The organism is Enterobacter sp. A8, assembly GCF_004296595.1.
In the GTDB taxonomy this organism is placed as follows: domain Bacteria; phylum Pseudomonadota; class Gammaproteobacteria; order Enterobacterales; family Enterobacteriaceae; genus Enterobacter; species Enterobacter cloacae.
This window is the reverse complement of sequence record NZ_SCMF01000001.1, coordinates 1,499,265-1,523,014: the sequence shown is the minus strand read 5'-3', so window position 1 is coordinate 1,523,014 and position 23,750 is coordinate 1,499,265. Positions and strand designations below refer to the sequence as shown.

Annotated in this window: 20 protein-coding genes and 3 tRNA genes; 10 read left to right on the top strand and 13 right to left on the bottom strand. The window is 52.3% G+C overall.

The window, feature by feature from the left end; all coding sequences use genetic code 11:
• Positions 1-10 precede the first annotated feature (10 nt).
• Positions 11-406, bottom strand: coding sequence for a YfeC-like transcriptional regulator (locus tag EQV24_RS07150; protein WP_095455054.1), 396 nt, complete (start codon positions 404-406; stop codon positions 11-13).
• 1 nt (position 407) lies between these two features.
• Positions 408-770, bottom strand: a complete 363-nt coding sequence (locus EQV24_RS07145) for a YfeC-like transcriptional regulator (RefSeq protein WP_020690601.1) — start codon at positions 768-770, stop codon at positions 408-410.
• A 217-nt stretch (positions 771-987) separates the two neighbouring features.
• Between EQV24_RS07145 and EQV24_RS07140 the strand changes: the two genes are divergently transcribed.
• From EQV24_RS07140 to EQV24_RS07130, 3 genes are all read left to right on the top strand, one after another.
• Positions 988-1,063: transfer RNA gene (locus tag EQV24_RS07140), tRNA-Ala, on the top strand.
• Positions 1,064-1,104: 41 nt separating this feature from the next.
• Positions 1,105-1,180: transfer RNA gene (locus tag EQV24_RS07135), tRNA-Ala, on the top strand.
• Positions 1,181-1,394: 214 nt separating this feature from the next.
• Positions 1,395-3,584: an EAL domain-containing protein gene (locus EQV24_RS07130; RefSeq protein ID WP_095455053.1), complete on the top strand. Its 2,190-nt coding sequence runs from the start codon at positions 1,395-1,397 to the stop codon at positions 3,582-3,584.
• Between the two features lie 44 nt (positions 3,585-3,628).
• Here EQV24_RS07130 and EQV24_RS07125 read toward each other — a convergent pair whose 3' ends face one another.
• Entirely contained in the window at positions 3,629-4,816 is a 1,188-nt protein-coding gene (locus tag EQV24_RS07125) for a NupC/NupG family nucleoside CNT transporter (protein WP_013098187.1), read from the bottom strand.
• Between the two features lie 349 nt (positions 4,817-5,165).
• Here EQV24_RS07125 and EQV24_RS07120 point away from each other — a divergent pair, with 349 nt between their 5' ends.
• Complete coding sequence (locus EQV24_RS07120; protein WP_130626369.1) at positions 5,166-6,404, top strand: Nramp family divalent metal transporter; 1,239 nt, start codon at positions 5,166-5,168, stop codon at positions 6,402-6,404.
• A gap of 33 nt (positions 6,405-6,437) precedes the next feature.
• On the opposite strand, the gene EQV24_RS07115 is transcribed toward EQV24_RS07120, so the two are convergent.
• Both EQV24_RS07115 and mgrA read right to left on the bottom strand, forming a co-directional pair.
• Positions 6,438-6,794 carry a DUF2502 domain-containing protein gene (locus tag EQV24_RS07115; protein ID WP_013098185.1) on the bottom strand — a complete coding sequence of 119 codons (357 nt, stop codon included), beginning with the start codon at positions 6,792-6,794 and terminating at the stop codon, positions 6,438-6,440.
• Between the two features lie 125 nt (positions 6,795-6,919).
• Complete coding sequence (gene mgrA, locus EQV24_RS07105) at positions 6,920-7,918, bottom strand: L-glyceraldehyde 3-phosphate reductase (protein ID WP_130626367.1); 999 nt, start codon at positions 7,916-7,918, stop codon at positions 6,920-6,922.
• A 184-nt stretch (positions 7,919-8,102) separates the two neighbouring features.
• Between mgrA and ipdC the strand changes: the two genes are divergently transcribed.
• On the top strand, positions 8,103-9,761 hold the full coding sequence (ipdC, locus tag EQV24_RS07100; protein ID WP_130626366.1) for an indolepyruvate decarboxylase: 1,659 nt from the start codon (positions 8,103-8,105) through the stop codon (positions 9,759-9,761).
• On the opposite strand, the gene EQV24_RS07095 is transcribed toward ipdC, so the two are convergent.
• The gene (locus EQV24_RS07095; protein ID WP_130626365.1) at positions 9,762-10,997 is read right to left on the bottom strand and encodes an ion channel protein; all 1,236 of its coding nucleotides are present in this window, start codon (positions 10,995-10,997) and stop codon (positions 9,762-9,764) included.
• Positions 10,998-11,202: 205 nt separating this feature from the next.
• Between EQV24_RS07095 and glk the strand changes: the two genes are divergently transcribed.
• The gene (glk, locus tag EQV24_RS07090; protein WP_038420298.1) at positions 11,203-12,168 is read left to right on the top strand and encodes a glucokinase; all 966 of its coding nucleotides are present in this window, start codon (positions 11,203-11,205) and stop codon (positions 12,166-12,168) included.
• Positions 12,169-12,199: 31 nt separating this feature from the next.
• On the opposite strand, the gene EQV24_RS07085 is transcribed toward glk, so the two are convergent.
• Both EQV24_RS07085 and EQV24_RS07080 read right to left on the bottom strand, forming a co-directional pair.
• Positions 12,200-12,931, bottom strand: coding sequence for a LytTR family DNA-binding domain-containing protein (locus EQV24_RS07085; RefSeq protein ID WP_013098180.1), 732 nt, complete (start codon positions 12,929-12,931; stop codon positions 12,200-12,202).
• 13 nt (positions 12,932-12,944) lie between these two features.
• Positions 12,945-14,642: a sensor histidine kinase gene (locus tag EQV24_RS07080; RefSeq protein WP_032618314.1), complete on the bottom strand. Its 1,698-nt coding sequence runs from the start codon at positions 14,640-14,642 to the stop codon at positions 12,945-12,947.
• 386 nt (positions 14,643-15,028) lie between these two features.
• On the opposite strand from EQV24_RS07080, the gene alaC reads away from it, so the two are divergent.
• Positions 15,029-16,264 (top strand): alanine transaminase, encoded by a 1,236-nt coding sequence (gene alaC, locus EQV24_RS07075; protein WP_130626364.1) that lies wholly within the window; start codon positions 15,029-15,031, stop codon positions 16,262-16,264.
• 55 nt (positions 16,265-16,319) lie between these two features.
• Here alaC and ypdK read toward each other — a convergent pair whose 3' ends face one another.
• Both ypdK and lpxP read right to left on the bottom strand, forming a co-directional pair.
• On the bottom strand, positions 16,320-16,391 hold the full coding sequence (gene ypdK / locus EQV24_RS07070) for a membrane protein YpdK (RefSeq protein WP_099458937.1): 72 nt from the start codon (positions 16,389-16,391) through the stop codon (positions 16,320-16,322).
• Between the two features lie 357 nt (positions 16,392-16,748).
• Complete coding sequence (gene lpxP / locus EQV24_RS07065; protein WP_167816581.1) at positions 16,749-17,669, bottom strand: kdo(2)-lipid IV(A) palmitoleoyltransferase; 921 nt, start codon at positions 17,667-17,669, stop codon at positions 16,749-16,751.
• Positions 17,670-17,980: 311 nt separating this feature from the next.
• Between lpxP and EQV24_RS07060 the strand changes: the two genes are divergently transcribed.
• Positions 17,981-19,360 (top strand): diguanylate cyclase, encoded by a 1,380-nt coding sequence (locus EQV24_RS07060; RefSeq protein ID WP_013098174.1) that lies wholly within the window; start codon positions 17,981-17,983, stop codon positions 19,358-19,360.
• A 15-nt stretch (positions 19,361-19,375) separates the two neighbouring features.
• Here EQV24_RS07060 and EQV24_RS07055 read toward each other — a convergent pair.
• Together EQV24_RS07055 and EQV24_RS07050 are read right to left on the bottom strand one after the other, a co-directional pair.
• Positions 19,376-19,447: transfer RNA gene (locus EQV24_RS07055), tRNA-Arg, on the bottom strand.
• A 75-nt stretch (positions 19,448-19,522) separates the two neighbouring features.
• Entirely contained in the window at positions 19,523-20,452 is a 930-nt protein-coding gene (locus tag EQV24_RS07050) for a formate/nitrite transporter family protein (RefSeq protein WP_013098160.1), read from the bottom strand.
• A gap of 315 nt (positions 20,453-20,767) precedes the next feature.
• On the opposite strand from EQV24_RS07050, the gene mlaA reads away from it, so the two are divergent.
• On the top strand, positions 20,768-21,520 hold the full coding sequence (gene mlaA / locus EQV24_RS07045) for a phospholipid-binding lipoprotein MlaA (protein ID WP_013098159.1): 753 nt from the start codon (positions 20,768-20,770) through the stop codon (positions 21,518-21,520).
• A 45-nt stretch (positions 21,521-21,565) separates the two neighbouring features.
• Here mlaA and fadL read toward each other — a convergent pair whose 3' ends face one another.
• Entirely contained in the window at positions 21,566-22,888 is a 1,323-nt protein-coding gene (gene fadL / locus EQV24_RS07040; protein ID WP_014832806.1) for a long-chain fatty acid transporter FadL, read from the bottom strand.
• Positions 22,889-23,260: 372 nt separating this feature from the next.
• On the opposite strand from fadL, the gene EQV24_RS07035 reads away from it, so the two are divergent.
• Positions 23,261-23,545, top strand: coding sequence for a YfcZ/YiiS family protein (locus tag EQV24_RS07035; protein WP_013098157.1), 285 nt, complete (start codon positions 23,261-23,263; stop codon positions 23,543-23,545).
• Positions 23,546-23,750: the final 205 nt, after the last annotated feature.

Genomic DNA, 23,750 nt, shown 5'->3' with positions numbered 1-23,750 from the left:
TGCCGTTTTTTTATGCGTGTAATTCAGCAATACCCAGGCGCGAAAGAAAACCGCTGATGCCTTCGCGTTTTAGCAACACATGCAGTCGCTCCTGTTCCAGCTGCGTCATGTTTTCAAGTGTGTCGACAATCTGCACGAGCAGATTCGATGACGCAGGATCGCCATAGGGCATCGTTACTTCTGCCAGGTGGTAAACCGCCTGACGGTTGCGAATGGCAGGGAGGTTCATGATATGCTCCTTCACCCGAGCATCAATGTGGATCAGCCGCGCCCGTCCCCCTTTCACGCCATTGATCCCTTCGGTTTTCCAGCCCTGCTGACGAATCCAGCGGTTAACGGTTTGCCGGGCAACACCCAGGCTGTTCGCCAGCTCTTCCGTGGTCATTTTGCTGCGTAATCTTTTCATATCAGTTATGGTCGCGAATCCCTAAACGTTGCAACAATCCGGTAATCCCTTCCCGCAGTAACAGCGATGTCATCTGCTTTTGCTCTTCCGGCGTCATTTCATTCGCCAGCGTCAGAAGTAATGTGTGCAGAGAACCGTTTTGCAACGCATTTTCCGGCATATCTGCGGTTTCCGTTGCCCGGCGCGCGCTGCGGATAAAGTCACGCACTTTCTCGTTCACATGTACCAGGCGCGCTTTCCCGCCCTGAACTCCCGGTTTTGGCGATGTAATCCAACCCTCTTTGCGTACCCATTTATTGATGGTCTGGCGGCTATAGCCAGTGAGGAGGGCTAACTCTTCTGGCGTCATTCGTTCCTTGATCATACAATTTCCTGAATATTTGTGGGGTCAATTAACGGTTCATTTTATAGCACCGTTTTAGGTGAAAACGTGACAGGCTTAACTCCTGACTGCGAGGCGGCTCGCAAAGTGGTTCATTTGCATGATTTTTCGGCGATTGAACGGCAGTGATTGATTTTGCCGTTGACACTCCGCAGCGGAATTCATATTATGCCGCCCGTCAACATGACAGCTTTACGATGGGGCTATAGCTCAGCTGGGAGAGCGCTTGCATGGCATGCAAGAGGTCAGCGGTTCGATCCCGCTTAGCTCCACCAAACTCTGAACCCAACAGAGTAGGGTAAGTAAAGTAACATGTGGGGCTATAGCTCAGCTGGGAGAGCGCTTGCATGGCATGCAAGAGGTCAGCGGTTCGATCCCGCTTAGCTCCACCAAAATTTGAACCCTCGTCGAAAGACGGGGGTTTTTTTATGTCTTTGTAACGACCTTCACCCTCTTTTGTTGCCAAATTAGCAGCGTTCCTATACCTCGCCTCAATCCAAATCAATAAACGAGTCTATAAATGGACTTCAACTTGATTCGAGCAATTAATAAACCTATTATCCGTCCGGCCAATAATTTGCATGGTAAAACAGATTATCCAACTTAATGAATAGAAAAACTTACAATAATGTAAAGATATTTATGATTGCTCTGGCGCTGTGTTTGATTACGGTGCCCTTTTCCCGTTATATCTCTCCACGCGCTATAGTAAATGGTCATGATGTTTATCTGGCATGGCTGCCGTTAAGCGTTATGCTGGCCGTGATTTTGTTATTTGGGCGTCGGGCAATCATTCCCATTCTTTTAAGTTTCACTATTGCTAACATCTACAATATTAATTTAGCGCCACTACAATATTTAGTATTATTGATCTGTCAGACGTTTTCTGTTTTTGCTGCCTGTGGCGTCCTGCGCCTTGTGCTGGGCAAGCGCTGGCGTCACTGCGTGCCGAACAAACACATTGGGCAACGTATATTCTGGCTGGGCTTTATGGTGCCGATAGGCATTAAAGGGTTGATGTATCTGTCTGGCTGCTTATTTGATTTTCCCGTGACTATCTCAACATTCTTTGGCGAAGGCACCGTAATTTATAACATCGTTGATATTCAAAGCTTGATATGCGCAGCGTTGATTTTCACCATGATGTTCTATTATCCATTAAGAATGATAATTAATCCCCGCTATGTCAGAACCTTCTGGCTGCGGAGCGTGAAGCCAGTGTTTTTTCATAAAAAATCTTTGTATGTATTCATCTGGCTGGCTTTTTTAATTTTCACCCTTGCCGTGTTATGTGCGCCATTTGAGTCACCGGTTATTGCTGGCTATTTAATGCCAGTCATTTTTATTCTCTTTACGCTAGGCATCAGTCGCCTCAGCTATGCGCTCATCTCTTTACTGTGGGCGGCATCCGCTCTGCTGCTGTTGACCTATAACTACAACTTCCTTAATGGCGTCGAATCTGGGCATTCACTCTCCTTTATCCTGTCTGTGCTGATCTCTTTCGCTATCTGTCTGCTTTACATGTCGCGGCTCTACCAGCGAAGCAACTGGTTGAAGCAGGACTGGCAGGACAGGGCGCTGACCGACCCGCTGACTGGTTTACCGAATATTCGGGCGCTGGAAGAGTTTCTTCAGGCTCAGCCGGATGCAAAAATCTGCTGCCTGCGGATGGACAACCTGGAATTTTTAAGTCGCCACTACGGCATTCTCATGCGGGTGCATTGCAAACGTAGGGTAACCACCTCCCTGCAGCCGCTGTTGCAGAAAGATGAGAAGCTCTTCCAGTTGCCAGGCAGCGAGCTGGTCATTGTATTGCTGGGGCCTGAAACCGCTGAACGGCTGCAGCATATGGTCGATCAATTAAATAGCCGAAAAATTTACTGGAACAACACGGGGCTGGATATCGAGTTTGGCGCATCCTGGGGAATGGTCGAAAACGGCGAGAACTTGCACCATACGCTGGGCCAACTGAGCTGGCTGGCCGAGCAGTCATGCGGAGCGCATAACGTACTCGCGCTCACCAATAGCCTGGAGGCCGCATCGGGGCAAACCACAGAACGGGTGCTGATGTTAGCGCGTATTAAACATGCCCTGGATGCCGGTCAGTTTCATTTATATGCCCAGCCAATCCAGAAAGCGGATGGCAGCGGTTATTACGAAATACTGGCGCGCATGGAAAGCGAGGGAGAGATTATCACGCCTGACCGCTTCATCCCGCTGATTGCCCAGTTTAACCTGAGCCACCGGTTTGATATGTGCGTGCTGGAAAAACTGCTGTTGTGGTTGCGCGATCATCCTGCGTCGCAGGGTGGCACTCGCTTTTCTGTCAATCTGATGCCTCTGACGCTGATGCAAAAAGAGGTGGCTACCGAGATTAGCGTGTTGTTCGAACACTATGGTATCGCGCCGCAGGACGTTGTCCTTGAGATCACGGAAGAGCAGGCCTTCTCGAACTCTGGCAGCAGTATCAAAAACCTTCAGCAGCTGCGGGATCGTGGGTTCCGTATCGCGATTGATGATTTTGGTACCGGCTATGCCAACTACGAACGACTCAGACGCCTTCAGGCGGATATCATTAAAATAGATGGCTGCTTTGTTAAAGATATCTGTACCGACGACATGGACGCGATGATTGTGCAGTCGATTTGTAATCTGGCAAAAACCAAATCACTGAGTGTGGTGGCAGAATATGTGGAGACGCCGGCGCAACGCGACATGCTGCTGCGCTTTGGTGTGGATTACCTGCAGGGATACCTGATAGGCAAACCGACGCCGCTTGACGCACTGCAGGCATAAAAAAACCGGGAGCCAGGCTCCCGGTTCTCATATAACGTGACGGGTTACAGTACCAGTGCTGCGATAGACGCTGACAGTACGCTCACCAGCGTTGAGCCGTAAACCAGTTTCAGACCGAAGCGAGAAACAACGTTACCCTGTTCTTCGTTCAGACCTTTAATCGCACCGGCGATGATACCGATGGACGAGAAGTTCGCGAAGGAAACCAGGAACACGGACAGGATGCCTTCCGCACGTGGAGAGAGCGTGCTGGCGATTTTCTGCAGATCCATCATTGCAACGAATTCGTTAGAAACCAGTTTGGTCGCCATGATACTGCCAACCTGCAGCGCTTCGTGAGCAGGGACACCCATCACCCAGGCAACAGGGTAGAAGATGTAGCCCAGGATGCCCTGGAAGGAGATGCCCAGAACCGCGGCGAACAGGGCGTTCAGGGCAGAGATCAGGGCGATGAAGCCGATCAGCATCGCGGCAACGATAATCGCCACTTTAAAGCCCGCCAGAATATATTCACCCAGCATTTCAAAGAAGCTCTGACCTTCGTGCAGATTTGCCATCTGCAGGTTCTCTTCGCCTTCCTCAACACGGTATGGGTTGATCAGTGACAGCACGATAAAGGTACTGAACATATTCAGCACCAGAGCAGCAACCACATATTTTGGTTCCAGCATGGTCATATACGCGCCCACGATAGACATGGAAACGGTGGACATTGCTGTTGCGGCCATGGTGTACATACGGTTACGGGACATCTTGCCGAGAATATCTTTATACGCGATAAAGTTCTCTGACTGGCCCAGAATCAGGGAGCTGACGGCGTTGAATGATTCCAGCTTACCCATACCGTTAACTTTGGACAGTACGGTACCAATGGCGCGGATCACAATCGGCAGAACACGGATGTGTTGCAGAATACCAATCAGCGCAGAGATGAAGACGATTGGGCAAAGTACTTTCAGGAAGAAGAACGCCAGCCCTTCGTCGTTCATTTTACCGAAGACAAAGTTCGTCCCTTCGTTAGCGAATCCGAGCAGTTTTTCGAACATTTCGGAGAAGCCTTTTACGAAGCCAAGCCCCACGTTGGAGTTCAGGAAGAACCACGCGAGCAAAACTTCAATAACGAGAAGCTGAACAACAAAGCGAATGCGGATTTTTTTACGGTCATGGCTGACCAGCAACGCAAGCGCAGTAACGACAACGAGTGCCAGGACAAAGTGAAGGACGCGGTCCATATTTGCTCCAAATATGAGGCAGGTTTAATTTTCGTGCACATTCTATGTAACAACCGAAAAGAAAACGAGATCAAGGACACACTATAGTTACATCCTGTGACGAGTCTCAAAAATAGTGATCCACAATACATTTTTGTTATGTTAGGTAAATGAGTGAAAAGTTAAGTTTGTGTGCTAGTCTTCACAAAAGAGCGCGCGATTTCGGTTTCTGTTAGAGCGCCCCCGCTTACCCGCCTGTCTATCGTTCAAAGCTATCAGAGAAATCACTGCAACCGTTACAAATGATCTTGATAATCATTCTCATTTTGATAGCATTAAACATAGCAAAGGCTATATTTCAGAGGCAGAAATGACAAACAGTCGCGTAGAGGGTAGCAGTGGCAGAGCAGCGCGCAAGTTGCGGTTCGCATTAATGGGACCTGCGTTCATCGCTGCCATTGGCTATATCGATCCAGGCAATTTTGCGACCAATATTCAGGCCGGGGCCAGCTTTGGCTATAAGCTTCTGTGGGTGGTTGTCTGGGCTAACCTGATGGCTATGCTGATTCAGATGCTCTCCGCGAAACTGGGTATTGCCACCGGTAAAAACCTGGCGGAACAGATTCGCGATCATTACCCGCGCCCGGCGGTATGGTTGTACTGGATCCAGGCGGAAATCATTGCGATGGCAACCGATCTCGCCGAATTCATTGGTGCGGCAATTGGTTTCAAGCTGATCCTTGGCGTATCGCTGCTGCAGGGGGCGGTGCTTACCGGCATTGCCACCTTCCTTATTCTGATGCTGCAGCGTCGGGGGCAAAAACCGCTGGAAAAAGTCATCGGCGGCCTGCTGCTGTTTGTCGCTGCGGCCTATATTGTCGAACTGATTTTCTCGCAGCCTAACCTGGCGCAGCTCGGTAAAGGGATGGTGATCCCAAGCCTGCCAACCTCTGAAGCGGTGTTCCTCGCTGCCGGGGTGCTGGGGGCGACCATCATGCCACATGTGATTTACCTTCACTCCTCGTTAACCCAGCACCTGCACGCGGGGACGCGCAAAGAACGCTATTCGGCAACCAAATGGGATGTGGCTATCGCCATGACGATTGCCGGTTTTGTGAATCTGGCGATGATGGCTACCGCTGCCGCAGCGTTCCACTTTAACGGTCACACCGGCATTGCCGATCTCGATCAGGCCTATCTGACGCTGGAGCCGTTACTGAGCCATGCGGCTGCGACCATATTTGGCTTAAGCCTGGTGGCGGCAGGTCTCTCCTCTACGGTGGTAGGAACACTGGCCGGGCAGGTGGTCATGCAGGGGTTCGTCCGCTTCCATATACCGCTGTGGGTACGTCGCACCGTCACAATGTTGCCGTCATTTGTGGTGATCCTGATGGGGCTGGATCCAACACGCATTCTGGTCATGAGCCAGGTGCTGCTGAGCTTCGGGATCGCACTTGCGCTGGTGCCGCTGCTGATCTTTACCAGCAACAAACATCTGATGGGTGAACTGGTTAACACCACGCTGGTGAAACGGACCGGATGGGTCATCGTGGTTGTGGTAGTGGCGCTGAACCTGTGGTTACTGATAGGCACGGCATTGGGGTTATAAAAGAAAAAGGAGCCGGGAGGCTCCTTTTTTAGATTAGTGACGACCGTGGCCGTGACCATGTCCACCGCGACCTTTACCGCCGCGATCCCAGCCGCCACGGCGGTCATCACGGTCGTTCCAGCCTTCGCGATAACCACGCTCGTAGGCGTTGTTTTTGTACCAGCCGCGGTGCAAACCATTATCATGTTTCCACCAGCGGTCGCCGCGCCACTCATAGTGACGGTGCCAGTAGTCACGGTCGCGCCAGTAGCCACCGTCCCAGTATCTGCCGTAGTCGTCACGATCGCCAATTTGTAATTTTACTGATGGCAACAGGGTGATTTCGCCAGCAGTGGCGACCAGCGGGGCCGAAGCCAGTAATACCGCTGCAAGAATCAGTGACCTGAACATACTCTTCTCCTTCACGATCGGGGCCTTAGGGGGCCTGTTAACGCAATTTTACGAGTTAGAAAAGCCTCGTTTCATCGCCTCAACTCCGAATTCAGACGTGATAGCACTTTTTGCTAAAACAGGATTTATTTTGAGCTATTCAGGATCCCGTCAATGGTGGCCAGCTCTTCCGCCGTGAAATGGCGGTTCTCCAGCATGCCCACTGCATCGTCTATTTGCCCGGTTTTACTGGCGCCAATCAGTACGGAAGTTACCGCCTCGTGGCGTAAAATCCAGGCCAGCGCCATCTGAGACAGCTTCTGTCCCCGGCTTTCTGCCAGCGCGTTCAGTCTTCTGACTTTTTCCAGTTTCTCCTGGGTTATCTGATCCGGGTTCAGGAACTTACTCCCGCTCGCGGCACGGGAGTCCGCCGGAATGCCGTTCAGATAACGATCGGTCAGTTGACCACCCGCCAGCGGCGAGAACGGAATGCAGCCGACACCTTTTTCCTGCAAAACGTCCAGCAAGCCCGCTTCCGGCGCACGTTCAAACATTGAATATTTAGGCTGATGGATCAGACACGGCGTGCCGAGGTCATGGAGTATGTCGATAGCCTGCCGTGCAAGCTCGGCCGGGTAATTGGACAAACCGACATACAGGGCTTTCCCCTGACGCACCAGATGGTCAAGCGCTTTCATTGTCTCCTGCAGCGGCGTTTCCGGGTCTGGACGGTGGTGGTAGAAGATATCGACATACTCCAGCCCCATACGTTTCAGACTTTGATTCAGGCTTGCGATGAGATATTTGCGCGATCCCCAGTCACCGTAAGGGCCGTCCCACATGGTATAGCCCGCTTTCGTCGAGATGATCAGCTCATCGCGCCACGGCAGAAAATCTTCCTGCAAAATGCGGCCGAAATTGCGCTCGGCGGAACCGGGAGGCGGACCATAGTTATTGGCAAGGTCGAAGTGTGTAATACCAAGATCAAACGCGCGCTGTAAAAGTTGACGGCTGTTTTCGATAAGCGTGGCGTCACCGAAGTTGTGCCAGAGCCCAAGAGAGACGGCGGGTAATTTAACGCCATTTTGCCCACAGCGACGATACAGCATTGTCTGATAACGGTTTTTATCTGGCTGATAGTGCATTCTCATGACCTCTGGCGCTAAAAAATAATTACAGTGTATGCGTTTACACTGATGCGAAAAAACAGAGCATAGCGCAGCCTTTTTTGTAAAGCATTCTTTCCATACTCTTCTTTCTGCCATTTCTGGACAGCCATCACGCTTATTTAATACTCAAAGTGAGGTCAACGTCAGAAGGACACCTGTTATGCGAACCCCGTACTGCGTCGCCGATTACCTGCTGGACCGTCTTACAGATTGTGGTGCCGATCATCTGTTTGGCGTGCCGGGCGACTATAACCTGCAGTTTCTCGATCATGTCATCGACAGCCCGGATATCTGTTGGGTGGGCTGTGCCAATGAGCTAAACGCATCTTATGCCGCTGACGGATATGCCCGATGTAAGGGCTTTGCCGCGCTGCTGACAACATTTGGTGTAGGGGAATTAAGTGCCATGAACGGCATGGCTGGCAGCTTTGCTGAGCATGTTCCGGTTTTACACATTGTGGGGGCACCGGGTACGGCCTCACAGCAAAAAGGGGAGCTGCTGCACCACACGCTGGGTGATGGTGAGTTCCGTCACTTCTACCATATGAGTGAACCGATCACGGTCGCGCAGGCGATCCTGACCGAACAAAACGCCTGCTACGAAATCGACAGAGTGTTAACAACCATGCTGCGGGAGCGACGTCCAGGCTACCTGATGCTGCCTGCTGATGTGGCTAAAAAATCAGCCACGCCGCCTGTAAACGCTCTCACGTTAAAGACAGCGCATGCCGATAACGCCTGCCTGAAAGCGTTCCGAGACGCCGCCGAGAGCAGGCTGAAAACAAGCAAGCGTACCGCGCTGTTGGCCGATTTCCTGGTCCTGCGCCACGGCATGAAACATGCCCTGCAGAAGTGGGTGAAAGAGGTGCCCATTGCCCACGCCACCATGCTGATGGGCAAGGGCATTTTTGACGAACGCCAGCCCGGTTTTTATGGCACGTACAGTGGTTCGGCAAGCGTCGGGGCGGTAAAAGAGGCCATCGAAGGGGCGGATACGGTACTGTGCATTGGCACGCGTTTTACCGATACCCTGACGGCGGGGTTTACCCATCAGCTGACGCAGGCGCAAACGATAGAAGTGCAGCCCCATGCCGCACGGGTGGGGGATGTCTGGTTTACCGGTATCCCTATGTCTGACGCGATCGAGACGCTGGTGGCTCTCTGCAAACAGTATGTCCACGATACCCTGGCGCCAGTCTCTCACAGCGGTATCGCCTTCCCGCAATCGGAGGGCTCGCTCACTCAGGAGAATTTCTGGAGCACCCTGCAAAACTTTATTCGCCCGGGTGACATTATTCTTGCCGACCAGGGGACGTCAGCCTTTGGTGCGATCGATTTGCGTCTGCCGGCAGACGTGAATTTTATCGTCCAGCCGCTGTGGGGCTCCATTGGCTACACTCTGGCCGCGGCGTATGGTGCCCAAACCGCCTGTCCAGACCGGCGCGTCATTGTGCTCACGGGGGATGGCGCCGCGCAGTTGACCATTCAGGAACTGGGCTCGATGCTGCGTGATAAACAGCACCCCATTATCCTGGTGCTCAACAATGAAGGGTACACCGTAGAAAGGGCCATTCACGGACCGGAACAGCGCTATAACGACATTGCCTTATGGAACTGGACGCAAATTCCGCAGGCACTGAGCCTGGATCCTCAGGCACAGTGCTGGCGGGTCAGTGAAGCGGAACAGCTGGCGGAGGTGCTCGAAAAAGTGGCACACCACGAGCGGCTATCACTGATTGAAGTGATGCTACCCAAAGCGGATATCCCGCCGCTGTTAGGGGCGATTACCAAAGCGCTGGAAGCGCGTAACAACGCCTGATCACTTGTCGTTACGCCAGGCCATCATCATCGGTTTGCCCGCCAGCAGGAGCCAGGCGGGCAACATCACGATGCAAAGTAAGGGGATGAGAGTAGTATCCGGAACCACCACCGCGGCCATAAACAGGCTCAGCCAGGCATCACGTGTCACCACCAATATCAGCCCCAGAATAGAGCAAGAGACGGTAATCGCCGCCGGAACCGCATCCACATGTTCATGCAGCATCAGCCCCAACGCGACGCCAACAAAGACCGCCGGGAAAATCCGTCCGCCACGGAAACCGCACGCTGCCGCCACCACCAGCGCAGCCAGCTTTATGAGTGCAAACAGCAGATAATCGGACACGCTAAACACCTGACTGAAGGCCAGTTGTTGCATCTCATCCAGACCTTTAAACAGCGTTACCTTACCGCCGATGGCCCCTAAAATGCCGAGGATCAATCCGCCAACCCCGAGGATAAGCACCGGATGTTTGAGCTTATGCACCAGCCGGTGCAGACGCGGCAGACACCATACGGCGATCATCCCCAGCGCAATGGCAATAGCGACCACAACCGCACCGCTGAAGATATCGGCTATCTGCATCTGGCCGTAGTGGGGAAGGGAGAGCGAGAAGTGTGGATTGAAAAACAGACTGGTGGTGAGCGCACCAGCCGCAGCAGCCATCAGTGGCGCAAAGAGTTTATCCCAGAGCGGCACGTCGTTATTGCTGGAGAGCGTCTGCGAGAAAATCAGCGCGGCCGCGACCGGCGTGCCGAAGAGCGCGCCAATGGTGCCGGCCGATGCCAGAATCGTCCAGTCCAGGGCCCCGACGCGGGGTAAAATGCGTGAGCCGAGATACACCGCCAGACCGATGTTGACCGCCATGATCGGGTGTTCCGGCCCCAGGCTAACGCCGCCCGCCAGACCGATAATCAACGCGATAATAAGTCCTGGCAGCGCTGCAGGTGCGACCGGAGCACCAATCAGCGGTTCCAGCGCCGGATCAGGCCCGGCGTGCCCTGGGCTAAAGCGGATCACCAGACCCACCGCAACCCCCGTCAGGGTCAGCATCATAATGATCCATGCCGGCGAATCAACGCTGATACCCACCTGAGCCGGAAGCGCAGTCCATAACATCGTTTGCAGCACCGAGGCGACTTTCATCACGACGATAAGCACCAGGCTTGAGACAATACCAATAATTAAGGCCGGGATTGCCAGCAACAGCATGGTTCTGGCTCGCGGGTGGAGCATGATAATTTCCTTGTACAAAAAGGTATTACGTTACTTTGCACAATCAGCATTGTGGCAATAGTGCAAAAGGTGCTGAAACGGTAAAGTTATTCTGTGACGAAGATCGATAATCCCGGGGCATTCACCTTCCGGTCATTGTTGTTATCACGCCTTGAATTTACAGTGTTCCAAAGATTTATTCTGACTTTAGCGGAGCAGTAGAAGAATGACAAAGTATGCTTTGGTAGGAGATGTGGGCGGCACTAACGCGCGCCTGGCATTATGCGATGTAAGTAGCGGTGAAATTTCCCAGGCGAAAACCTATTCAGGGCTGGATTACCCCAGCCTTGAGGCCGTTGTACGCGTCTATCTGGAAGAGCACAAGGTCAGCGTTGAAGATGGCTGTATCGCGATTGCCTGCCCGATTACCGGCGACTGGGTCGCGATGACCAACCATACCTGGGCATTTTCCATTGCCGAGATGAAAAAGAACCTCGGCTTTGCACATCTGGAAATCATCAACGACTTTACTGCGGTGTCGATGGCCATCCCGATGCTGAAGCCAGAGCACCTGACTCAGTTTGGCGGTACTGCCCCGGTAGAAGGCAAGCCGATTGCCGTATACGGTGCCGGTACAGGGCTGGGCGTTTCGCATCTGGTTCATGTTGATAAGCGCTGGGTGAGTCTGCCGGGTGAAGGTGGCCACGTGGACTTTGCACCGAACAGCGAAGAAGAGGGCATTATTCTGGAAGAGCTACGCGCTGAGATCGGCCACGTGTCGGCTGAGCGCGTGCTTTCCGGCCCGGGGCTGGTAAACCTGTATCGTGCCATTGTGAAGTCTGACGGCCGTCTGCCGGAAAATCTGCAGCCGAAAGACGTGACCGAGCGCGCACTGGCAGACAGCTGCATCGACTGCCGTCGCGCACTGTCGCTGTTCTGCGTGATAATGGGGCGTTTTGGTGGCAACCTGGCGCTTACGCTCGGCACCTTTGGTGGCGTTTACATTGCCGGTGGCATTGTGCCGCGCTTCCTGGAGTTCTTCAAAGCGTCAGGCTTCCGCGGCGGGTTCGAAGACAAAGGACGTTTTAAAAGCTACGTGCAGGACATTCCTGTTTATCTGATTGTGCACGACAACCCGGGTTTACTTGGCTCGGGCGCCCACCTGCGTCAGGTGCTCGGCCAGATCCTCTAAAACCCAGCCCCTCTCTTGCGGGAGAGGGGATTTACAGGTGCATTAACTGGCGGAACTCTTTGACCTTGCTGCGGCTCACTGGCACCTGAAAATCAAGATCCTTCAGGCGCAAAATGTAGGTATTGTTAAACCACGGCTCGATCTCGCGGATCTTGTTTAAATTCACACAAAACGAGCGGTGACAGCGGAAGAAATGCGCTGTCGGCAGCTTGCTGCAAAACTCGGTAATGTTCATCGCCATCACGTACGATTCCCGCCGCGTATAAACAAACGTCATCTTTTCATGGGCTTCGGCATAGTAGATATCGTTAACCGGCGTCACGATGATACGTTCATCCTTCACCAGGTTAATCGTGTCATTCTCACGTACTGCGGGGCTTGCGGTGACAGGGGCGTTCTGCTGTTGCCACGCGGCCTCCAGCTTTTGCAGCATGGTGACGATGCGCGACTCCTGGTAAGGCTTAAGGATATAGTCAAACGCCTCCAGCTCGAAGGCTTCAACCGCGTGCTCCTTCCAGGCGGTGACGAAGACAATAAACGGCTTATGGGCAAACTGATTGATGTTTTGCGCCAGTAATACGCCATCCAGCGACGGAATGTTGATATCAAGAAAAATGGCATCAACGCGGTTATGCTGCAAAAACTTCAGCACGTCCAGACCATCGTCAAACGTGCCCACGATCTCCATCTGACTGTGCGTTTTGATGAGCCAGCTCAGCTCCTGTTGAGCCAGAAACTCATCTTCTACAATGATCACTTTCACGGGTTACTCCGGCCTAAGGCAACAGGGATGTAGACGCATGAACGGGAGAGCGTTCATTCGGAATATAAAAGGCGATCTCGGTGCCCGGTTCAAGGCGCTGAATATGCAGCCCGTCGCCGTACAGCAGTTTGACCCGGTGGTGGACATTCAGCAGCCCAATCTTATTCCCCGGCATCTCGTTGGCCTCAACGCGCTCAATGACTTTAGGATCAATTCCGTGGCCGGTATCGCGCACGGCAATCCGCACGCGGTTGCCGCTTTCGGTCACGCTGATGGTCACCACCCCTTTCCCTTTACACGGCTGAATCCCATGGACGATAGCGTTCTCAACCAGCGGCTGGATCAGCAGGCTTGGGATCACACAGTTGACCTCTTCATCAATATCGTAAATGACCGTGAGTTTGTCACCAAAGCGCGCCTGCTCAATCGCAATGTAATCCTTGATCTGATAAAGCTCTTTTTTAATGTCGATCTGCTCGTCATCTTTTAGCTCAATGTTGTAGCGCAGATAGCGTGACAGATTGAAAATCAGCTGACGTGCGGTATCCGGATTAAGTCGAATGGATGAGGAGATCGCATTCAGCGCGTTAAACAGAAAATGAGGATTAATTTTACTCTGCAGCGCGCGCAGCTCTGCCTTATTTGCCATCTCGCGCAGCTGTTCCGCGCGGGAGACCTCCAGCTGGGTAGAGATAATCTGCGACAGCCCGATGGCCATCTCCTGCAGGGAGGAGGTGATCTGGTGCGCGTGGCAGTAGTAAATTTTCAGGGTTCCCGTCACCACGCCTTTCTCCCACAGCGGGATCACCAGCATGGAGTGAATTTCTGGGGTTCTGTGGGCTTCATCATTGTTTTTAATGATGATTTTACCGTAATTGATCGCCTGCCTGGTGGTGGGGCTGATGGTGTCATCGCTGTCCTGATAGTTATGCTCACCTACGCCAACATAGGCCAGGACGTGGTCGATATTGGTAATGGCCACGGCATCGGCATGAATATCGCGACGGATGATATCGCAGACCTGACGTAAGGATTCGGCGTTAACATGGCGGAAGAGCGGCAGCGTTTTGTTGGCGATATCCAGCGCCAGCTTGGCCTGACGTGCGGCGCTGGCCTCTTTTTCCCCTTCAACGCTTTGCACCAGCAGCACGATAAAACCGATACAGACGCTGCCGAGGATCATCGGAATACCGATTTTAGAGACAATATCCAGCCCCAGCGCGATGGTGGGAGCCCAGACGACCACCAGAACCATGGTCAGCGTTTCGCACAGCATGCCCGCGATGATCCCGGCGCGCCAGTGCTGCTTTTTCGGTATTTTGCGGTTAATCCAGCCGGAAAGGACACCGGCGATGATGCTGGTGATAAAACACGGCACCGCCGTCACGCCGCCGATATCTATCAGGTAACGATGTGTCCCGGCGATGAGACCCGTAATAATGCCCACCCAGGGGCCAAACAAGATCCCACCGGACATCACGGCGATAACACGCACGTTGACCAGCGACCCTTCTACCGGCACCCCGGACCAGGTGCTGAACAGGGCGAACAGTGAAAAGATGGCGGTAACGGCCAGCAGCTCTTTTGCCGAGTGGGCAGACTTGTGCAAAAGCTCGCGGAACAGGCGAATACGAATGAGGAAAAACAGGCAAATCAGCATTAATGCCGCACGGTCAAAAACCGCCAGCAGCATATCGAATATTTCGTGCACGAGTCGACCAGCGAAAAGAGGAAAGCCCAATGATAAAAAACCTGACGCCTGTTGACCAGCTATCCGTCGTGTTTATCAAATGAGGAAAAACCATAATCTTCAAAGGGGATTGAGGGTGACTTCCTGAAGATGCCAGTTTTTTAACTCCTGGAGAGCGACAAGGTAACAGCTTTGATATCATCATGTTAAACACTGGGTATTAAAATTGCGCAATTAGCAGGAACGCTTCCGCTTTCAGTACCTGAAGGTTCCCGTTTTTAATGCGACATCTTTTTTTTGCTTAACCCCTCGACAGCATGTTTTTTTTCAGGTTATTTTCTAAACACGCCACATAAGTGGCAGCGTCGCTCGGACGGTCCGGGCGCTAACGTTAATCTGAGGAATCTATGGCTGAATTCAGTCCTGAACGCCGTTTTACGCGTATCGATCGTCTCCCCCCTTATGTTTTCAATATCACTGCTGAACTGAAGATGGCTGCGCGTCGTCGCGGCGAAGATATTATCGATTTCAGCATGGGTAACCCTGACGGCCCAACGCCTGCGCATATTGTTGAGAAGCTCTGCACGGTCGCCCAGCGCCCGGATACGCACGGTTACTCCACCTCTCGCGGCATTCCTCGATTACGTCGCGCGATCTCTCGCTGGTACCGGGATCGCTATCAGGTTGACATCGATCCGGAAAGTGAAGCCATTGTCACCATTGGCTCGAAAGAGGGGCTGGCGCACCTGATGCTGGCTACGCTGGATCATGGTGATACGGTGCTGGTGCCTAATCCAAGCTACCCCATCCATATTTACGGCGCGGTGATTGCCGGCGCACAGGTTCGCTCTGTGCCGCTGGTGGAAGGGGTCGATTTCTTTAACGAGCTGGAACGTGCGATTCGTGAAAGCTATCCGAAACCGAAGATGATGATCCTCGGTTTCCCGTCTAACCCTACGGCGCAGTGTGTAGAACTCGACTTCTTTGAGAAAGTCGTCGCACTGGCGAAGCGTTACGATGTGCTGGTGGTACACGACTTAGCCTACGCCGATATTGTGTACGACGGCTGGAAAGCGCCTTCCATCATGCAGGTTCCGGGCGCACGTGATGTGGCGGTGGAATTCTTTACCCTGTCGAAAAGCTACAACATGGCGGGGTGGCGTATTGGCTTTATGGTGGGTAACAAAACGCTGGTGAGTGCACTGGCGCGTATTAAGAGTTACCACGATTACGGCACCTTTACCCCACTGCAGGTGGCCGCTATCGCCGCGCTGGAAGGCGATCAGCAGTGTGTTCATGATATTGCCGCCCAGTATAAACGCCGTCGCGATGTGCTGGTGAAAGGGCTGCATGAGGCTGGCTGGATGGTGGAAATGCCGAAAGCGTCAATGTATGTCTGGGCAAAAATCCCTGAGCCTTACGCGGCGATGGGGTCACTGGAGTTTGCCAAAAAGCTGTTGCAGGACGCGAAAGTCTGCGTCTCGCCGGGCATTGGCTTTGGTGATTATGGCGACACCCATGTACGGTTCGCGCTGATTGAAAACAGCGACCGTATTCGCCAGGCGGTGAGGGGCATCAAGAGTATGTTCCGCGCCGACGGGCTTCTCGCATCAAAGAGTGCCGTTGAACAGCACGAATCTTAATGACATAAAAAGACAGGAGCCAACGGCTCCTGTTTTTTTGACTGCATGTTCTTCGCTAGATCATCAGGGCGAAGGTTCCGGCCCACACTAAAACAATCACCGAAATGCCCATAAAGAAATATTTCACGTTTCATCGCTCCGCGTATCTTCTGGTACGCACTTAAAAACAGAGTCCACCTGATTATAGAGAACTGACATTTGCCTGAGACGGAAATGAGAATTATCCCGTTACGATGCAAACTCCAGCTCAGAATTCTGTGCTTTCCTGTTGCCAGACGGCGCTAATGTACGCCTAAAAATGAGGGGTGACAAGAGGCATTTTTTTAAATACTTTCCGTAACTTACGGGTGTCGTGGAACGGCGACAGTTTGATTTCAGAGCGCAATAAATCCACGTTGAGCGACGGCAAGAAAAGACAATTACTCAGGGTGATTACAGGTGATTGAAAAGGTTAGTTTCTTAGCGAAACTAACCTTTCTCCATATTAAATATAGAGAGACGCTTCGCCATGCGGCCGCGTTTTGAAACGGCGATGCATCCACAGATACTGCTCCGGCGCGCGCATAATTTCGGTCTCGATAACTTTATTGATGAACGCTGCAGCTTCGCATTCATTTTCCGGATAGTTTGCCATCTCCGGTGAGATGTGCAGACGATAGCCAGATTTATCAACCTTTCTCACCATTGTTACGGTCAGCATTGCGGCGCCTGACAGACGCGAAATCACGAACGTGCCGTTGGTGGTGGCGACATTTTTAACCGCAAAGAAGGGCGCAAAACTGCTGCCTTTACGTCCGTAGTCCTGATCGGGTGCAAACCAGACGGCTTCGCCTTTCTTCAGGGCGCCGACCATACCGCGCAGATTGTTACGGCTGATCATCGCCTTATTGGAACGCATGCGACCACGGGTTTGTACCCACTCCATCAGCGGACTGTTGTGCGGGCGGTAGGTGGCCATCATCGGCTGACAAAGCCCCATTACTCGGCCGCCCAGCTCCAGCGACATAAAGTGGACACCAACGACCATCACGCCACGGTTTTGCATTTGCGCGCGTTTCAGGTTTTCGAGACCTTCCACGTCAAACCATTTGCGGACGCGCTCATCAGGCCAGAACCAGGCCATGCCGGTTTCAAGCAATGCCATGCCGATAGATTTAAAGTTCTCGGCAATCAGTGTTTCGCGCTGCTGCGCATTATACTGGGGAAAGCACAGTTCGAGATTTTTACGGGCAATAGATTCACGACGTTTGAGGAAGTGGCGGGACGCGCTGCCGAGCCTGGAGCCCAGTACGCGGATCACAGGATAAGGAAGTTGAACCAGAAGCCAGAGTACGCCAAGACCAAACCATGTAAACCAGTAACGCGGGTGTAAAAACGCACGTTTGAAGTGGGATTGAGACAAAATAGTGAACCTATGTAAAGCCTTTGAAAGTAACGCATAAAGCGATACCACGTGCCAATTAGACCGTTGGACAAGGTCATGGTTGCAGGCTTTACCGATCTTTACGGCGTTGCCTGACCACTGCTGACGTTGGGTGGGCGGCGTAATGTAGCACCGTTATACGATATGTGCTATTACTCGTTTTTGATTAAAAAAGCGGCACCTGGAAAGGGTGTTGATTTTGTTGCTGTTGTTGATTATCACGCATGCCAGACGGTGAATCCGTGCGCTCAATTCCCGTCGGACAAGCTAACGATCTCCCCTAGAGGGTGTAAATGGAAACCTATTTACAAACCGTAAGGGATGAGTGGATTCAGTTAATCAATGAAACGGATCCCCTCGTTCATCAACTTACTGCGCAACTGGCCAGCGATCATGCTTCTGGTCTGATTACGGAGTTTTATCGTGTGGTCCTGGCCGACCCTCATGCAGCGGAGTTTCTGACCACTGAGCAGGTTGAAAGGCAGCTGCAGGAGGCGCTGCGCCGTTGGCTTGTTGATGTTCTCTCCTGCCGGGTTGAACAGGTTGATGAACAGATGCGGGCTCAGCAGCGCGCCGCCGATGTTCACGCCCGAATAGGTATATCAGTCGACCTGGTTGAGATGGGTTTTCGGATCCTGAAAAAGCTGTTGTTACCTCTTATTAATGCCACACCACACCCTTCTGAGACCAAGTTAAGCATCTATCACTACGCCATTAACAGCATTGATCTGGCAATGGAGGTGATGTCGCGCGCGTATGTCTTCAGCGAGAACAATGCGGCAAAAGAGGACGAGAACTATCGAATCTTCTCGCTGATGGAAAATGCGGAAGTTGAGAAGGAACGGCAGACCGCCGCATTACTGACGTGGGAACTGTCGCTGCTTTATAAAGTGATGCTGGACTCCAGCATCGACAATAGCCGGCCGCTCGGGCAGTCCGACTTTGGGCTGTGGTTCAGTCATAAGGGACGTCACTACTTCAGTGGTATTGCCGAAGCAGGGCATATCTCTCGTCTTATCCAGGAGTTCGACGCGGCTTTTCATGACGTTCGTCAGACAGACGATGCCCTTCACGACAGACTGCGGCAGGTGCAATTTTTGCGGCTGACGCGAACGACCTTCTCGCAAATCGTGACCCTGCTGCATGAGCTGTTTGATGAGGTAGCCCGGCACGAGGTGGGCGTGGATGTGCTCACTCGTCTGCTTAACCGTCGCTTCCTGCCAACCATTTTTAAACGTGAAATTACCCAGGCAAGTCGTTCTGGTACGCCGCTGTCGGTGTTGCTTATTGATGTCGATAAGTTCAAGCAAATCAACGATACCTGGGGGCACAACACGGGAGATGAAATATTAAGAAAGGTTGCCGGGGCATTTTATGACAACGTTCGCACCTGTGACTATGTCTTCCGCTACGGCGGAGATGAGTTTTTGATTGTGCTAACAGAAATCACCGAAGCCGATACCCTGCGCATTGCCGAGCGGATCCGCCGACGCGTGGAAAAAATTAAGGTTCATTCCCCGACAGGCGAGCCAATACCGTTGTCGCTTTCGATTGGGGCGGCCATGTTTAATGGTCATCCTGACTACGAACGTCTGATTCAGGCTGCGGATGAGGCGTTGTATGGGGCAAAACGACGGGGGCGAAACTGCGTGGAGTTATGGAAAGCGCAGTGATGTTTACTATCAAAGTGTCCCCTGCAGGAATCGAACCTGCAACTAGCCCTTAGGAGGGGCTCGTTATATCCATTTAACTAAGGGGACGAGGCGGCACGAGTATACCGTTATTTACACTTTGCGTTAAGCGCATTGCCGCCCGACTGCTCAAAGAGTCACCATTCAGGCCGATTTATTTGCCGATTTTTCATCATTTTCCTGCGCTTTCAGCTCGGCTTTACGCTTATTAGACATGTCGTTACGGATCTGGGCATGACTCAACAGCGCAAAAATAAAGGTTCCGCCGCAGATGTTGCCCGCAAGCGTGGGCAGTGCAAATGGCCAGAAGAAATCGGTCCAGTGAAGCGTGCCGTTAAACACCAGATAGAGGATTTCTACAGTACCCACCACGATATGGGTGGTGTCGGCCAGCGCAATCAGCCACGTCATTAATATGATTACCACAATTTTGGCGCTGCCTGCAGACGGGAACATCCAGACCATTGTCGCGATAATCCAGCCAGAGATAATGGCGTTAGAGAACATCTCCACGGGCGTGTTTTTCATCACATCCATACCGATTTTCACAAACGCATCCCGGGTGGGTTCATCAAATATCGGCATATATTCAAACGCCCAGGCGGCGATACCCGTGCCGATGAGGTTGCCCAGCAGGACCACGCTCCACAGACGCATCAGTAAGCCAAAGTTACCCAGGGTCGGGTTTTGCATGACCGGCAGAACGGCGGTGACCGTGTTTTCAGTAAAAAGCTGCTGGCGGGCCATAATGACGATGATAAAGCCGAAGGTGTAGCCCAGGTTCTCCAGCAAAAAGCCACCGGGTACACCTTCAAGCTGCACATGGAAAATGCCCTTCGCAAGTAGCGATGCCCCCATCGAGAGGCCGGCCGCGATAGCGGACCACAGCAGGGCCATGGCATCGCGCTCCATCTCCTTTTCCCCATCCTGACGGATATGTTCATGGATCGCCATCGCGCGGGAGGGAAGACGATCTTCATCAATCTCTATCTTTTCACCGCGCTCTTTTTCCTCGCTCTCAATTTCAAGTTCTTCATTGCTCTCGCCAATTTTCTCTTCGCCCACGTCTTTCATAACCGCTCCAGTTGGGTGTTCTTTCTTTTAAGCGTAGCGGCTTTTAACAAAATGCCCGTGGGGATGCTCTTAAAGTGAGGGTAATGGCAACAAAGGTGAGACATCTCATTCAAAGCCATTATAAAATTGCCAGCGAAACGAATTCTAAAAGCCAGGCTATGCTGAGATCAGAGTGACGGTGGTTACTGCCCGTAATTGTGCTCATAGACATCGGTAAACGTGCTGATACAATCACTTGCACGTTTACAGACGGAGCATCAAATGCTCCGTTACGGATGGCAATCAACGATAGCCATACTGAACAGGGAGAATTTTATGAAACTTCGGCTGTCGGCGCTTGCGCTGGGCGCGACGATGCTTGTGGGCTGCGCCAGCTCCGGGGAGCAAACGGGACGCTCCGATCCTCTCGAAGGATTTAACCGCTCAATGTATAGCTTCAACTATAACGTGCTGGATCCGTATGTGGTTCGCCCGGTGGCGGTTGCATGGCGTGATTATGTTCCCCAGCCTGCGCGTAACGGGTTGAGCAATTTCACCAGTAACCTTGAAGAGCCAGCGGTGATGGTCAACTACTTCCTGCAAGGCGATCCGTATCAGGGGATGGTGCACTTTACTCGCTTCTTCCTGAACTCCCTGCTGGGGATGGGGGGCTTTATCGATGTCGCCGGCATGGCGAACCCGAAACTGCAGCGTGAACAGCCGCACCGCTTCGGGAGTACGCTGGGTCATTATGGCGTCGGTTACGGCCCGTACGTTCATCTGCCGTTCTATGGCAGCTTTACCGTGCGTGATGATGGCGGTGATATGGTGGATACGCTGTATCCGGTTCTTTCGTGGCTGACCTGGCCGCTGTCGATTGGTAAATGGACGGTAGAAGGGATTGAAACACGTGCGCAACTGCTCGATTCCGACGGTCTGCTGCGTCAGTCTTCCGATCCATACATCATGGTGCGTGAAGCTTACTTCCAGAATCATGACTTTATTGCCAATGGTGGCAAGCTGAAGCCGGAAGAGAATCCAAACGCGAAGGCAATCGAGAACGAATTAAAAGATATCGATTCGGAATAAATAAAAAAGGTGAGCGATGCTCACCTTTTTTGATCCCTGCGCGAATTAGAACGCGTAGTTGAAGTTCAGGCCATACAGCCAGGCTTTACCTTCGGAAGAGAACTCATACGGACCTTCCTTGAAGCTGACTTTTTGACCGTGCATATACGAAACACCCGCATCGACAGAGGCATCTTTGTTGAATGCATAGGTCGCACCGGCGCTCAGCCAGAAGCGGTCCTGATCCGGAATGGAGATAGAACGTTTGTCAGCCGGAACCGGGCTATCATCGAAGGCAATACCGGTACGGAACGTCCAGTTGTCATCCATATAGTAGGTGGTACCCAGTGCGATGCGGTAGGCATCACGGAAGCTTTCATCTTTATAGAACAGCGTGTCGCCTTTGCTGTTGGTCGCTTTCAACTCCTGGAACTGGCTCCAGCTGGTGTAGGTCAGGCTATAGTGAATCGCCCACTGTGGTGCCACGCGGTTATAACCGGACAATTCCCACATTTCCGGTAAGTGCAGACTCAGAGAACCGCCAGTGGTACGGCCATCCGTGCCCATTGGCAGGCCGAAGGTGCCGAGGATCTGGTTATAAGCAGAAGGCAGGCTGCTCTTGTAGTCGCCGTCAAAGTCGATTTTCACTTCGGAACGGTAGGTGAAACCGTAACGGTTGTTTTTATCGAGTTCATAAAGGATACCGGCGTTCCAGCCAAAGCCCCACTCGTCGCCCTTCAGATAGGCGATCTGGGTGTCTGCCGGGATCCCTGCAACCTGTTGTGCCAGAGGCGGCGGCAGTGCGCCGGAGCCCGCAACGATTTTGCCGAGATCGCCCGCGTAACGTTCGATTTTCGCTTTAGCATAAACGGCATCAAAGCCAACGCCGAAGCTCCAGTTACTGTTCAGACGGTAAGCACCGCTCAGGTTCAGGTTCAGAGTCTCAAGGTCGGTCTTACCGCCATAGGCTCCTGCTGCGTAGTCGTTATTAAACTCGGTCGCTAAACCATAGTTAGAGGTTACGGATGCACCCCAGCCAAACTGGTCGTTGATTGGCGCGACGAAGTGCAGGTTTGGCACCCATGCCGTTGGCGCGATGTTATCGGAATTCAGGCTGGCTCCGCTCGGGGAACGGCCCGTAATATCCACACCCGGATCAACAAAGATGGCGCCCGCTGAGAAGGTTGGGCGATCAAACATCATGATCAGCGCAGGGTTACGACTGGCGTTACCTGCATCATCAGCAATTGCACCTTCCCCGGAATACGCACGGCCAAGGCCAGAGGAAGAAAATTCGTTTAACTGGAAGCCCGCTGACCAGGCGGACGTAGAGACGATTGCCACTGCGACTGCCAGCGCAGTCTTGTTGAACAGGGTTTTCTGGCTCATGACCATAACCTCATTGAGTTATTTTTATTCAATAATTGTTACATACCGTAACAGGAGCGCGAAGTGTAGGGTCTGAGGTATGACTTACAAATCAGACCAGTGGCCAGAGTATAGGTCTGACCAGCTAGAATGTTGCAAGTTTGTTTATTAATATTTTCAAACATGTTTCTTGAAACGAGATCTGGTTGGCAAAAATGTGACCATCACGACTCACCCAAAAGGGCGAATTTTGTTTTAGATCATTTTTTAGTGTGATATTGGTCACTTATCCCGTTTTGCGCCATTAACGGCTGGAGAGCGTCTGCATCGGGGCGTAAAATATCAGCATCGTGTTTGTCTCGCGTCCTGCGCGAATACAGAGGAAATTGAGATATGAGTAAATGCAGTGCTGATGAAACCCCGGTTTGCTGCTGTATGGATGTTGGTACCATCATGGACAACTCCGATTGCACCGCCTCTTACAGCCGCGTGTTCACCAACCGTGCCGAAGCGGAAGAAACCCTGGCGGCGCTGAGCAAGCGCGCGCGCGACGTAGAATCCGATCCGTGTGAAATCAAGTCCACCTACACGGAAGTGGACGGCGGCGTGAAGCTGGATATCGACTTTATCTTCGCCTGCGAAGCTGAAACGCTGATTTTCCAACTCGGTCTGCGTTAATCTCCGCGGCCTGATGCCCTCTCCTACGGGTGAGGGTGCAAACACTCAAAACGGTAACCTCTGGGTTACCGTTTTGTTTTTACCTCGGGGCATTTTCTTTTTTCTTCTCTGTGTTTTAGTTCGCATTTTTTCGTTTCCCCAATTGGCTGAATGTAAAAAAATGGTTAAGACTATTTATCAGGTCAGACCACTTTATGTTTGCAAA